The 13148-nt window shown below is 47.8% G+C and carries 11 protein-coding genes; 2 read left to right on the top strand and 9 right to left on the bottom strand.

The genetic code is table 11. From position 1 onward, the window contains the following. Positions 1-830: 830 nt before the first annotated feature. Positions 831-1571, bottom strand: a complete 741-nt coding sequence (locus tag EKM94_RS10825) for an amino acid ABC transporter ATP-binding protein (RefSeq protein WP_125601752.1) — start codon at positions 1569-1571, stop codon at positions 831-833. Positions 1572-1899: 328 nt separating this feature from the next. Here EKM94_RS10825 and EKM94_RS10820 point away from each other — a divergent pair, with 328 nt between their 5' ends. After that, entirely contained in the window at positions 1900-2082 is a 183-nt protein-coding gene (locus EKM94_RS10820) for an SPJ_0845 family protein (RefSeq protein ID WP_125601751.1), read from the top strand. A gap of 192 nt (positions 2083-2274) precedes the next feature. Here the strand turns inward: EKM94_RS10820 and yihA are convergent, their stop codons facing one another. From yihA to rpsO, 8 genes are all read right to left on the bottom strand, one after another. Then, a complete protein-coding gene (gene yihA / locus EKM94_RS10815) occupies positions 2275-2856 on the bottom strand; it encodes a ribosome biogenesis GTP-binding protein YihA/YsxC (RefSeq protein WP_125601748.1) in 582 nt (193 codons plus the stop codon). 141 nt (positions 2857-2997) lie between these two features. After that, positions 2998-4251 carry an ATP-dependent Clp protease ATP-binding subunit ClpX gene (gene clpX, locus EKM94_RS10810; protein ID WP_125601745.1) on the bottom strand — a complete coding sequence of 418 codons (1254 nt, stop codon included), beginning with the start codon at positions 4249-4251 and terminating at the stop codon, positions 2998-3000. A gap of 141 nt (positions 4252-4392) precedes the next feature. Then, positions 4393-5682 (bottom strand): trigger factor, encoded by a 1290-nt coding sequence (gene tig / locus EKM94_RS10805; RefSeq protein WP_125601742.1) that lies wholly within the window; start codon positions 5680-5682, stop codon positions 4393-4395. Positions 5683-5881: 199 nt separating this feature from the next. Continuing rightward, positions 5882-7072: an elongation factor Tu gene (gene tuf, locus EKM94_RS10800; RefSeq protein ID WP_125601739.1), complete on the bottom strand. Its 1191-nt coding sequence runs from the start codon at positions 7070-7072 to the stop codon at positions 5882-5884. Positions 7073-7352: 280 nt separating this feature from the next. Then, the gene (locus EKM94_RS10795; RefSeq protein WP_125601737.1) at positions 7353-8291 is read right to left on the bottom strand and encodes a hypothetical protein; all 939 of its coding nucleotides are present in this window, start codon (positions 8289-8291) and stop codon (positions 7353-7355) included. Positions 8292-8355: 64 nt separating this feature from the next. Continuing rightward, positions 8356-10035, bottom strand: a complete 1680-nt coding sequence (locus EKM94_RS10790) for a ribonuclease J (RefSeq protein ID WP_125601733.1) — start codon at positions 10033-10035, stop codon at positions 8356-8358. A gap of 20 nt (positions 10036-10055) precedes the next feature. Then, entirely contained in the window at positions 10056-12164 is a 2109-nt protein-coding gene (gene pnp, locus EKM94_RS10785) for a polyribonucleotide nucleotidyltransferase (protein WP_125601730.1), read from the bottom strand. Positions 12165-12236: 72 nt separating this feature from the next. After that, positions 12237-12506 (bottom strand): 30S ribosomal protein S15, encoded by a 270-nt coding sequence (gene rpsO, locus EKM94_RS10780; RefSeq protein WP_125601727.1) that lies wholly within the window; start codon positions 12504-12506, stop codon positions 12237-12239. 255 nt (positions 12507-12761) lie between these two features. Here rpsO and rpsT point away from each other — a divergent pair, with 255 nt between their 5' ends. After that, the gene (gene rpsT / locus EKM94_RS10775) at positions 12762-13019 is read left to right on the top strand and encodes a 30S ribosomal protein S20 (RefSeq protein ID WP_125601724.1); all 258 of its coding nucleotides are present in this window, start codon (positions 12762-12764) and stop codon (positions 13017-13019) included. The last annotated feature ends 129 nt before the right edge of the window (positions 13020-13148 follow it).

The raw sequence follows: 13148 nt of genomic DNA, 5'->3' as shown, positions 1-13148 counted from the left end.
GTTAACAATTCTGTGTTGATTTGTTGTAGAATAGATTTCAAGAGCGATTCCTCCTAGAAAGTTGTTTTGTCAATTACTATTCTAGCATAAAGGGAATCGCTCCCTTTTTATCTTCAACAATTCCACCCACTTAAACTTTACGCCAACGCGCGCTGCCGGTGAGTTCTGCTTTAGCAACTCAATTCGCCGGAGGAACTTGCGTACGAACACAGCGAGCCGACTTTGCCCATCAACCTAACCAGAATTTTGCCAACGGTTTGGGCTGGACGAACTCTGGCGATCAGCCAGGCTGACCGGGCGAAACTGGCAGCGTGGCGTTGGTGTCGTTGAGCTAGCAGCTTTGAGCGGCTGGAGCGGAGCGTGGCGTTGAAACGTGTTCGTCGACCTAGCTTCTTCCGCTTAGCTACGTAATTGTTCTGGAAGCAAAGTACGGCTTCCAAAACAATTGCTAGGCTAATGCTCAGAAGCTACCCAGGTCGGCTCACACTCTGGCGTTGGTGGGCTGTTTATCTGTCTGGCGGAAGGTCGGGCTGGGGGTGAGTCAGCCGCGATATTATTCTTGGCGGCTCTGCCGCCTAGAATAAGGCTCAGCTTTGAGATTCGCGCGGGTTTCGCGAAGCTCAAAGTGACGCCCGCCGCGTTCCACCACCCCCAGCCCGACCTGGAGCCCTACCACATCTGCCAACCACCAACGCTACGCACAGCGCAAGCAGCGGCCAGTTATTCCGTCAGACGCGGTTAGCCGAAACGCCCCCACCACCTTCGCCAAGATCCGGGACCGAAACAATGTTCTCCAGCAAAAAAGAATCCCAAGCTGGGATTCTTTTTTATTAGCTGACCAAGACTTTTGACAGAAAATCTTGGGTCCGCTGTTCTTGGGGATGTTCAAAGACTTGTTCAGGAGTGCCTTGCTCAACCACCTGGCCGTCATCCATAAACCAAACTTCATCGGCGACGTTCTTGGCAAAACCCATCTCATGGGTGACGATCACCATGGTCATGCCGGTTTTCGCCAAATCACGCATCACATTCAGGACTTCGCCAACCATTTCGGGATCTAAGGCGGAAGTCGGCTCATCAAAGAGCATCACATCTGGTTTCATCGCCAGCGCTCGGGCGATCGCCACCCGTTGTTGCTGGCCGCCAGAAAGGCTGGCTGGCGTTGCGGTGGCCTTGTCGCCAAGCCCCACTTGTTCTAGCAACGCCAAACTTTGTTGATTGGCCGTGGCCTGATCTAGATGTTGCACGTTGATTGGCGCCAAATTGACGTTTTCCAAAACGGTATAATTAGCGAAAAGATTGAAGGATTGGAAGACCATCCCCATTTTCTCGCGGATCTGATCCAAATGGGCCTCATCCAACTCATTGATTTCTTGATCCTTAAAGAAAACTTGTCCACTAGTTGGTTGCTCCAAGAGATTTAAACAGCGGAGATAAGTACTTTTCCCACTACCTGAGGGGCCAATGATCACAATAACTTGTCCGGCCTGAACTTCAGAATCGATTCCTTTTAAAACGAGATTATCGCCAAATTTTTTAGTTAATTGCTGCGTTTTCAAAATTGTTTCCATATCTTCACCCACTTTTAGAATGACCAAATCATAGCATATATTTTATAAATATTCAAGATAAAGCCGAATTTATTGTTTAAAATGAATATTTATTCTTGCTACCGCTCTTTTATAAGCCGAGCCAGACCACCATCAGGCGACTGGGCCACGGGCTGGGACCCAAACCAGCGATCACTCACCTGGACTTAGCTGATGTCCAGCGACGCTCGAGTGAGCCGACGCGTTGTCGCCAAGATTCGCCGGCCGTCTCCATGTGCTCTGCTGTGAGAAAAAGCTTTGACGGCGGCGGGATCTATGCTATGATTATGGCGAATGGTAGGTGACCAAAATGGCAATCACAATGAAACGCGATGATAAATTGACCAGCCTGTTCGATAAATTTGCCACACTCCCCGAAGATAAGAAAAATGGGGTCATGGCACAACAGATCAGAGCTAAACAAGCTGCGACCGCAAAGGCTGAACAAGCTGCTGCCGCCGCCGAAGCGAAAGCTGCTAAAGAAGACAAATAATCAGCCAAAAAAAGCAATGAGTCACATTTCCAACCCAAAGTTGGAAAAATGTGATCACTGCTTTTTTATTTTCGCTGAAAAACATTGGCTGACGCCTTCCACAGAGGAAAAGCGCCATGATCCGCTGACTACTGGTTCACACTAACGGACGGACGCGCGCCGCGTCAAATCCCCGCTACTTGCTGAGCCAAGCTACATTTTATCGGCGATCCATTGCCAAACTTCGGCCTTGCCTAAGTCTGAAACGGCGCTGAAGGCTTGCAGATCATCGGCGGGGTCCATTTGCAGAACTTTGCGGATCCGTTGTAAATTGCCGGCCTGATGATTGCGGGTCACCTTATCCATTTTCGTCGCAACCACGAGGATCGGATGGTGATAGTAATGAACGAACTCATACATGGTCTGGTCATCGTCAGTCGGATCGTGGCGGCCATCCACTAAGATCACCACGCCGCGCAACTGCTTGCGGCTGGTAAAGTAAGCCTCACACATTTGGCCGAACTGCTCCCGTTGCTTCTTCGAAACCTTGGCGTAACCATAGCCAGGAACATCCACCAAGGTCAGGTCCTGATTCAACTGATAAAAGTTCAAAGTTTGGGTCTTGCCCGGTTGGCTGGAGGTGCGGGCGAAATTCTTCCGCTGTACCAAGCGATTGATCAAAGATGACTTGCCCACATTGGAACGGCCGGCCAACGCGATCTCTGGTAATTGATTGACGGGATACTGCTCAGGCGCCACCGCGCTGATCAGTAATTTGATATCTTGGACGTGCATGGGTTCCCTCTTTTCTAAACCGAAGTCAGCTTGTTCTTGCTGAACCAACTTCATTACTAAAGTAACCAAAAAACTTGGTGGCTCCAACGCGCCCCGGACTACAAGAATCACGGCGTGGCGTTGAGCGCACCAAGTTACTGATTAGGATGCTTGTTCATTGGTGTGGACCAGTTCAGGTTTTTGCAAACCTTCCGCGGCCTCTTTAGTCACGATCACTTCGGAAACATCCGTTTGATCTGGTAATTCAAACATGGTATCTTGCATGACTTCTTCCATGATGGCCCGCAAGCCCCGCGCGCCGGTATCACGTTCGATTGCTTCATGTGCCATGGCGTTCAAAGCGTCAGGCGTGAACTTCAGCTTCACGCCATCCAATTCGATCAGCTTCTGATATTGTTTGACCAAAGCGTTCTTCGGTTCTGTCAGGATGCGAACCAAATCACTTTCACTCAATTTATTCAAAGCCGTCACAATCGGGATCCGCCCAATAAATTCAGGAATGATCCCAAACTTCATCAAATCCTCCGGCACAACTTGTTGCATAATGTGGGCCTCGTCTTCGATCTTAACTTTCTGCTCACTGGCCGCGCCGAAACCAATCACTTGCTCGCCTAAGCGGTTGCGAATGATGTTTTCGATGCCATCAAAAGCGCCCCCAACGATAAAGAGGATATTCGTGGTGTCAACTTGAATGAATTCTTGTTGCGGATGCTTCCGTCCGCCCTGAGGTGGTACGTTAGCGATGGTCCCTTCCAGAATCTTCAAAAGCGCCTGTTGGACACCTTCACCCGAAACATCACGCGTGATGGAAACATTTTCGCTCTTTTTGGCGATTTTGTCGATCTCATCGATGTAGACGATCCCGCGTTGTGCGCGATCGACGTCGTAATCCGCATTCTGCAGTAATTTCAACAGAATGTTCTCCACATCTTCACCAACATAACCCGCTTCGGTCAAAGTTGTCGCGTCCGCGATCGCGAAAGGCACATTCAAGATCCGCGCCAAACTCTGGGCGAGGAAAGTCTTCCCGGAGCCAGTTGGTCCGATCAAGGCAATGTTACTCTTCTGCAACTCGGTTTCATCCGCGTCAGCGACAGCCATATGGTTGACCCGTTTGTAGTGGTTATAAACGGCAACGGCCAAGGCCTTCTTAGCGTCATCTTGACCGATCACATAATCGTTCAAGAAATCCAAGATTTCCCGTGGCTTTGGCACATCAACGCTTTGATCCACCGCGTCAGCCTGTAATTCTTCATCTAAAATATCTTTACATAAGTCAACACATTCATTACAAATATAAACGCCGGGACCAGCAATGATTTTCTTGACTTGGTCTTGGGTCTTACCACAGAACGAACACTTAACCGTTCCTGTAGTTTGCATATTATCAAACATCGTTCGTCCACCTTTTTTATGCTCGATCAATGACCGATGATAGCATGTTTTGCCCGCGGCTGTAAAGCAATTCGCCTTTGATGTCTTGTTGAAAAAAGGACTGAACACAAACCGTTCAGTCCTCCTTTTCAGAAACTGGCGCTATTCTGCTTCTTCAACCGCAGAATCAGTAACGATATCAATTGCCTTCTTGATGGCGATATCGTGCTTCAACATTTCATCCGTCAAAGCTCCGCGAACTTTATCTTCTTCCATGTTGTACTCTTCAGCTAAATCTTTGATTTCATGATCGACTTCTTCTTGACTTGGTTCGATCTTTTCAGCCGCTACGATTGCTTCCAAAACCAAGTTAGTCTTAACGTTTTGGTCAGCGTTTTGTTCGAACTGCTTGTGGAGATCTTCTTCAGTCGTGCCCGTCAATTTGTAGTACATGTCAGGATTGATGCCTTGACGTTGCATATTGCCTAAGAATTGGTCCATTTGGTTGTGGACTTCTGTTTCGATCATCGCGTGAGGCAAGTCAACGATTTCGGCATTGGCAACCGCTTTGTTCAAAGCAGCTTCTTGCTTAGCGGCATCAGCGGCTTCTTGCTTGTTTTGCGTCAATTGATCCTTGATCTTGGCTTTCAATTCGATCAACGTTTCAACTTCTTCGTCGATATCCTTAGCGAAGTCATCGTCAAGTTCAGGAATTTCTTTCGTCTTGATTTCATGGATCTTCGTGGCGAAATGCGCTTCCTTACCAGCTAATTCCTTGGCTTGATAATCTTCAGGGAAAGTCACGGTCACATCAACTTCGTCACCGGATTTATGTCCCAACAATTGATCTTCAAAACCAGGAATGAAGCTGTTTGAACCTAATTCAAGCGAATAGTTCTCGGAAGAACCACCGTCAAAAGCTTCGCCGTCGATCGTCCCAGCGTAATCGATGACAACAGTGTCACCCTTCTCGCTGACGCCATCTTCTTTAAGCACCAATTCAGCTTGTTGTTCTTGACGCTTAGCCAATTCAGCGTCAACATCTGCGTCAGTGACTTCAACGTCAGCCGTTGGTACGGACAGACCTTTATAGTCGCCCAACTTAACTTCAGGCTTAACGGTAACTTTAGCCTTGATGATCCAAGGTTCTTTCGGATCCATCTTTTCAATGCTGATCTCAGGCTGATCAACAGGTTCGATCCCAGCCTCAGCCAGGGCTGCCTCGTAGCTATCTGGCAAGACCACGTTCAAAGCGTCTTCATATAAGGAAGCTTCGCCATACATCTGATTAAAGATTTGGCGAGGCACTTTCCCCTTCCGGAAGCCAGGAACAGCTAAATTCTTCTTAACACGTTTGAAGGCTGCATCTAAACCTTCATCGATTTTATTTACACTAATTTCAAAAGTGAGTTCACCGTCGTTGGTGCCCTTCTTTTCCCATGTGGCAGACATTCAATTTACCTCCGATATTAAATTACATCTATCTCTTTAACATACTTAATTAATACTATCTTATTTGCCAAAAAAAGTAAATGAAACTTTCTCAAAAAGTCGTCAAGTTGCTCGGTTTCTTAATATTTTTTCACGTCAGGTTCGCGCAAAAGAAAAAAGACTCGAGCAATCGAGTCTTTTAGCCGTTTTAAACGAATGATTAGTCTAAGATTTCAGTTACCTGACCGGCACCAACAGTACGTCCGCCTTCACGAACCGTAAACTTAGTCCCTTTTTCAATCGCAACTGGCGCAATCAAATCTACTTCGAAAGTAACGTTATCGCCAGGCATTACCATTTCAACGCCATCTGGTAATTCGATGACACCGGTAACGTCAGTCGTATGGAAGTAGAACTGAGGACGATAGTTTGAGAAGAATGGTGTATGACGGCCACCTTCATCTTTGCTCAAGATATAAACTTCACCCTTGAACTTGTTGTGAGTTTGGATCGAACCTGGCTTAGCCAAAACTTGGCCACGTTCTACTTGGTCACGGTTAACGCCACGTAACAAGACACCAACGTTATCGCCGGCTTCGCCAAGATCCAAAGTCTTACGGAACATTTCCAAGCCAGTAACGATTGACTTTTGGATTTCAGGCTTCAAACCAATGATTTCAACTTCGTCGCCGATCTTAACTGTCCCACGGTCGATACGACCAGAAGCAACAGTACCACGACCAGTGATCGTGAAGACATCTTCGACAGGCATCAAGAATGGCTTGTCAGTGTCACGAACTGGTGTTGGGATATATTCGTCGATGGTATCCATCAATTCTTCGATAACTTTTTCTTGTTCTGGGTCGCCTTCAAGGGCCTTCAAAGCTGAACCACGGAGAACAGGAATATCGTCACCAGGATAATCGTATTCTGATAATAATTCCCGAACTTCCATTTCAACTAAGTCGATCAATTCTTCGTCATCAACCAAGTCAACCTTGTTCAAGAAGACAACCAAATAGTCAACACCAACCTGACGCGCAAGCAAGATATGTTCACGAGTCTGAGGCATAGGACCATCAGTTGCGGCAACAACTAAGATCGCACCGTCCATTTGAGCGGCACCAGTGATCATGTTCTTAACGTAGTCAGCATGTCCTGGGGCATCGATATGAGCGTAGTGACGCTTCAAAGTTTCGTATTCAACGTGAGAAGTGTTGATTGTGATCCCACGTTCCTTTTCTTCTGGAGCGTTATCGATTTGATTGTAATCTTCGGCTTTTGCAAGACCCTTCTTAGCTAACACCTTAGTAATTGCGGCTGTCAAGGTAGTCTTACCATGATCGACGTGGCCGATAGTCCCAATGTTTACATGGGGCTTAGTTCGTTCGTAATGCTCTTTTTCTGCCATTATTAAATGAACCTCCTGTAAAATTGCAAGAAGAATCGGCGTATCAATTGCGCCGAAAATTCTCTATGTTTAATTATACTACTTCAGCCGCGGAAATACCATGCTGCTAAAGGAATATCCTTTAATGATTATACGGAGAGTTGACCGAATTGTAAATACCTAAAACTCGCAAAATAAGAAAATTTTGAATTAAATCGCCCTAAAACTAACTTTAGGAACAAATTGCGCCAACTCCACATAAAAACGAGGCCGAAAACCTCGTTGTCACTACAATATCAAACTATTGTAAACTGCGCAATAATTTGGTCTCCTCACCTTGCCAAAAGTTCAAATGGGCCCGCGTTTGCTGAGAAACATCGGTGGGGACCCTCCCCGTTAAAACCAGTTGTTGCCACGCGGCCAAGGGCTGGAGTTCCGCTTGACTAAAGGGCGCTGTCAACATCAGATAGGTCAACAGATTGCTTTGGGCCAGATCTCGTTGTGAATCCGCCAACTGACCACTTTCGATTGCGACATCAATACCCGCGCGTAACGTCACGTAAGGCTCGCTTTGTTCAAACCTTTGCAGGGCTTGAGTCGAAAACTGCCGGACCTCCCCTTGCCAAAAAATCGACAGGTCCTTGGTCTGGGACATCGCCGCCAACTCCAGCAACAACTGAAACCGGATCACTGGTGACAGTAAAGCGTTCAGCAGCAGCGTTTGACTCAGTCGATAGAAACTTTGCGGCGGCAAGGTCGCCAAATCGGTAAAGAAATCGGCCACGTCCCCATTCAATTGTGTCAAGGTCAGCTGTTGCAGCCGATTTTCCCATTGGGCGAATTCGCTAGCACTCAGCTTAAGCTCACCGACTCGTTGGACCCAAGCTTGCCAGGTGGTCAAATCGGTCCCATTCAAGGCGGCTTGATTCTGGGCCAGATCATAGCCAGACTGGTCCAAAGTCAAATAAAGGCCCGCCGACCACAACGCCTGCCAATAATCGGGTAGCCGCCGCGCCGTCGCGAAAGCTTGAACTGTTTCCGGCGCTCGCAATAACTGACGGAGCGCCGGTTGACTCTCAGCCGCCTTAGCCGTTTCCAAATAGGCTTGAATGACGGTAAAATCTGGTTCGATCGCCAAAGCCTGATTCAAATACTTCAAGGCTTGGGAATAGTTGTCCTGTTCGGCCGCCTCTGCCGCGAGTGTCATCAAACTCTGGACTGATTCGGGAAATTGGCTCATCATACTACCTCCAACAGCAGTCGCGCCAAGTAAAAAAGGGCCGCGGCCCTTTTTTTACTGCGCATCAACGATGCCGATTTTGATTGACTTCCATAATGACTGGTAAAATCACTGGATGTCGTTTGGTTTGATCAAACAGATATTTGCTGAGATCTTCGCGCACGTCTTGTTTCAGGTTGTTCCAATCAAATTCTTTATGCGCTAAATTATTTTCGATTGCTTTGACAATGATCGAGGCGCTTTCGGCCATCAGGTCACGGTTAGCCTTGACGTAAACGAACCCACGGGAAGTCAGTTTCGGCTTCGCCACGATTTTCTTCTTACGCCGGTCGATCGTAACGACCGCGATGAAGATCCCATCGTCGGCCAATAGACGCCGATCCCGTAAAACAATATTACCGATATCGCCAACGCCCTTACCATCGATCATGGTATCACCAGCGTTGACCGCCGCGCCTAGACTGAATTCGCCCTGATGGTATTGCACCACATCGCCACTCTTGGTCACGAAAATGTGATCCAGCGGCAAGCCTGTTTCTTCAGCGATATGCGTGTGTGCCTCTAACAAGCGATACTCTCCTTGAATCGGCATCAAGTTATCCGGTCGCAATAAATTAAGCATCAATTGCAAGTCCGTCTTATTCGCGTGACCAGATGAATGCAAGTCATCGCTGATAGCTTTGACTGTCCCACCGGCGCGATAAATCAAATCCCGCGTCTTGGCCACCGTCGTTTCCATGGCATGAGATGGGGTCGTCGTAATGAACACCAAGTCGCCCTCTTTGATGTGCAAAGTGCGGTGATTGTTGGTGGCCATTCGCTCCAAGGACTTCAGCGGTTCGCCCATTCGCCCAGTTTCCAGAATAATGGTTTGTTCCGGTTTCAAGGTCTTTAAATCTTTCAATTGAACCAGCAAATCAGGCTCTGGCAAGGTCAAATACTTCAAGTTCAGCGCGGTTTTGACGATCTTTTCTAAATCCTGACCGGTCAAGATGACCCGTCGGCCGGTTTTCGCAGCTGAGTCGAAAATCTGTTGCATCCGTTCGATATTGCTGGCGACTGACGCCACAATAATGCGACCGGGATGATATTTGAAGGTTTCCGTAATGTAGCTGGCGATATCGCGCTGGCTGCTGTTGACATAAGGTGATTCGGCGTTAGCGGAATCACTGAGTAGCATGATCGTGTGGTCGCGCCCGATATCGGCTAGGCGACCATAATCCGTCTGAAACATCGGTTTAGCGGCCTGATCAAATTTGAAATCACCGGTATAAACAATGTGTCCCGCTTCTGTCTTCAGATCCACGCCTAACGAACCAGGAATTGAATGGGTCGTCTTGAAGAATGAGACGGTGGCGTGATTGAAGTCAATCGCGGTTTTCTCGTCAATGACATGAAAATCCTTGAATTTCTTGGTTTTCTTCTCCCCAGCGACCGTGATCTTGGCCAAGGCAATCGTTAACTCTGAACCGAAAACCGGCACGGGATGATCCGCCAAGAAATAAGGCAGGGCCCCAATGGCATCAGCGTGACCGTGAGTCAGGAAGATGCCCACAACCTTGTCAATATTCTCGGTTAAATAGCTATAATCAGGAATGACCACGTCGATCCCTAACAACTCGTTCTCAGGGTACATCAAGCCGCAATCGAAGATGTAGATCTCATCTTCGACCTCAACGGCATACATATTCTTACCATTTTCGCGAACGCCGCCAAATGGAATTACTTTTAAATTCTGTAACATTATTGCTCCTTACTTATTCTTTATTCCGGTTCCGTGGCCAACAACGCTTTCCGTGAAGCGTTGATCCGCCCTTTACCATCAATGCTGATAACTTTGACTAAGAGTTGATCGCCTAATTTGACCGCGTCTTCAACCTTGTTCAAGCGACCTGGCGTCAGTTGGGAAATGTGGACGAGGGCGTTCTTACCCTTAGCCAGTTCCACAAAAGCACCGAAAGCTTCAATGCGATTGACAGTCCCCATGTAGACGCCGCCGACTTCGATCTCACGCGTCAAGTCGGTAATGATTTGTTTCGCCTGTTCAATGGCTTCGCGATCATCAGAGCTGATCGTGACTTGTCCAGTTTGCTCTATATCGATTTTAACACCGGTTTGGTCAATAATCTCGTTTATTGTTTCACCGCCACGGCCGATCACGTCTTTGATCTGCGCTTGCTTGATCATCATTTGCTCGATCTTCGGCGCATATTGACTCAATTCTGTCCGTGATGCTGGCAGCGTTGCCGTCAATACCTGGAGAATTTCTAACCGGGCCTTTTTGGCTTGGGCCAAGGCTTCGGCTAGAATTTCATTCGTGACCCCTTCGGCTTTGATGTCCATTTGTAACGCGGTAATGCCTTCAGTAGTACCGGCAACCTTGAAATCCATATCACCTAAATGATCTTCGATGCCTTGGATATCGGTCAGGATCGCGTAGTCCGCGCCTTCTTTGACCATGCCCATGGCAATACCAGCGACCGGCGCCTTGATGGGAACCCCGCCATCCATTAACGCCAAAATACTGGCACAAATGCTGGCCTGAGAGGACGACCCATTTGATTCCAAAACATTGGAAACCAAGCGAATCGCATAAGGAAAACTCTCTGTATCCGGAATGACGGGTAACATCGCCCGCTCACCAAGCGCCCCATGCCCGATTTCTCGACGGCCCGGCGCGCCATAGCGGCCTGTTTCCCCAACCGAGAATTGAGGGAAATTATAGTGATGGACAAAATTCTTGTGATATTCCGGTAACAGACCGTCGATTGTCTGTGCTTCAGCTAATGGCGCTAAAGTCAACGCAGACAGGACTTGGGTTTGCCCACGGGTGAATAAACCTGAGCCATGAGCACGGGGCAATAGTCCCACTTCCGCGGATAACGCGCGCAGTTCGTCCAAAGCCCGACCATCGGGACGCTGATGCTGCTCCAAAATCATTTGCCGCACTTCTTGACGTTCCAAATCGTCTAGCAATTGATCCACCATCGGCAAAATCGAGTCAGCGCCACCGCTGGCCGCTAATCCAGCATAATGGTCATGGGCCAATTCTTTGACAGCAGCAATGTTGTCTTCTCGAGCTAACTTGTCCGTGGTCAAAATTGCTTGGCGCATCGTCGCCTGATAGAGATCATTGATTTCAGCCACCAAATCAGCTGGCGCGCTAGGACTAACAAAGTCCAGCTTAGGCGCACCGATTGCCGCAATGATTTCCTGCTGAAAAGCGCATAATTCTTGAACTTTCGCAAAACCAAAGTGTAAAGCCGCCAACATTTCGGACTCAGCGATCACGTCACCGCCGGCTTCGACCATATTGATGGCCGTCGCTGAACCAGCAACCGTCAAATCCAAATCAGAACCAGGCAAAGCGCCGCTGGTCGGGTTCAATTGCAGTTCACCGTCAACGCGGGCGACTTTCACCCCCGCGACTGGTCCGGCGAAAGGAATCGGTGAAATGCCTAAAGCCAATGACGACCCTAACATAGCCATCAATTCTGGCCCGGCCTCCGGATCAGCACTGAAGACAATATTAGTGATCTGGACTTCATCATTGTAGCCATCTGGGAACAGTGGCCGAATAGGACGATCGATCAAACGTGCCGTCAAAGTGGCGTGCGTGCTAGGTTTACCTTCACGCTTATTGAAGCCCCCGGGAATCTTGCCAGCAGCGAACATCTTCTCATCATAATTGATCGTCAGGGGAAAGAAATCCTGATTTTCACGGGCGGACTTATGAACGACCGCGCTTAAGACCGCTGAATCACCATAGCGCACAAAAACAGCGCCATCAGCCTGTTTTGCCATCTGACCGATCTCAACTTGGAGATTCTTGCCAGCCCACTGCCGCCGAAAAATATGTTTATCTTGTTCCATGTTCTTCTTCCTTTTCAATAGATTTTTATGTATAAAGAAAGCGAGATCGAAGCGACCTCGCTGGTAAGGCTATTAACGACGCAAGCCCAAGCTCTTGATAAGTTCACGGTAACGAACAACGTCATTGTTCCGCAGATATGCTAATAAGTTACGGCGATGGCCGATCTTCTTCAACAAACCAACGTATGAATGGTGATCCTTCTTGTGGACCTTCAAATGCGCGTTCAGCGTGTTGATCTCTTCAGTTAAAACTGCGATCTGCACCTCAGGAGAACCAGTATCCCCTTCGTGACGCGCATATTTGGTAATGAGTTCGTTCTTTTTTTCCTTCGAAATTGCCATTTCTTTCACCTCTTTGAAATTGTCCAAAAACAAGGTAAAACGTCGGTGAGTCGTCAAACCTAGTAATTGGTATAACAACAATACTTTAGCGAATATTTCCCCAAAAAGCAAGCAGATATTTATGTTTCTCCCCTTTAGACTGGAAAAAAGGAGTGAGAAATCGGTTAAATTCGCTGGAACCCTTGCATATCTAGCCTGTTCTGATATAATATTTTTTGGCAAGTTTTTATTTTTCTATAGTTGGAGGTGACCTCAATGCCACAAATCAAATCTGCAATCAAGCGTGTGGGTACGAACAATAAAGCTCGGACTCAAAACGCGAGCCAAAAAGCAGCAATGCGGACCGCAGTGAAGAAATTCGAAACTGCTCATGCAGAAAGCGCTGAAAATGCTGGTGCATTATACACTGAAGCAATCCGTGCGATCGATATGGCTGCTTCCAAAGGCTTGATCCATGCCAATAAAGCTGCGCGTGACAAATCACGCTTAACTCGTTTAAACCAAGCTAACTAATTCAATTGAATCGGTTTTAAACCAAAACGTCTGAGATTACTCTCAGGCGTTTTTTTGTGGGTATTTTGCGCTGGCGCTTTCTGGCGTTTAAAGATCCGCTTTGGCCATTTAGGCGAACGATGCTCCCCC

This window comes from Lapidilactobacillus achengensis, from assembly GCF_003946655.1.
GTDB classification, from domain to species: Bacteria; Bacillota; Bacilli; order Lactobacillales; family Lactobacillaceae; genus Lapidilactobacillus; species Lapidilactobacillus achengensis.
Note: the sequence above shows the minus strand (reverse complement) of the source record. Positions and strands in the feature narration are given on the sequence as shown.

Excerpts from the sequence above, each read along its gene's own strand:
- rpsO (WP_125601727.1), bottom strand. The coding sequence starts at position 12,506 with ATGGCAATTTCGAAGGAAAAAAAGAACGAACTCATTACCAAATATGCG.
- tuf (WP_125601739.1), bottom strand. The coding sequence starts at position 7,072 with ATGGCAGAAAAAGAGCATTACGAACGAACTAAGCCCCATGTAAACATT.
- EKM94_RS10795 (WP_125601737.1), bottom strand. The coding sequence starts at position 8,291 with ATGAGCCAATTTCCCGAATCAGTCCAGAGTTTGATGACACTCGCGGCA.
- pnp (WP_125601730.1), bottom strand. The coding sequence starts at position 12,164 with ATGGAACAAGATAAACATATTTTTCGGCGGCAGTGGGCTGGCAAGAAT.
- clpX (WP_125601745.1), bottom strand. The coding sequence starts at position 4,251 with ATGTTTGATAATATGCAAACTACAGGAACGGTTAAGTGTTCGTTCTGT.
- rpsT (WP_125601724.1), top strand. The coding sequence starts at position 12,762 with ATGCCACAAATCAAATCTGCAATCAAGCGTGTGGGTACGAACAATAAA.
- EKM94_RS10820 (WP_125601751.1), top strand. The coding sequence starts at position 1,900 with ATGGCAATCACAATGAAACGCGATGATAAATTGACCAGCCTGTTCGAT.
- EKM94_RS10825 (WP_125601752.1), bottom strand. The coding sequence starts at position 1,571 with ATGGAAACAATTTTGAAAACGCAGCAATTAACTAAAAAATTTGGCGAT.
- yihA (WP_125601748.1), bottom strand. The coding sequence starts at position 2,856 with ATGCACGTCCAAGATATCAAATTACTGATCAGCGCGGTGGCGCCTGAG.
- tig (WP_125601742.1), bottom strand. The coding sequence starts at position 5,682 with ATGTCTGCCACATGGGAAAAGAAGGGCACCAACGACGGTGAACTCACT.
- EKM94_RS10790 (WP_125601733.1), bottom strand. The coding sequence starts at position 10,035 with ATGTTACAGAATTTAAAAGTAATTCCATTTGGCGGCGTTCGCGAAAAT.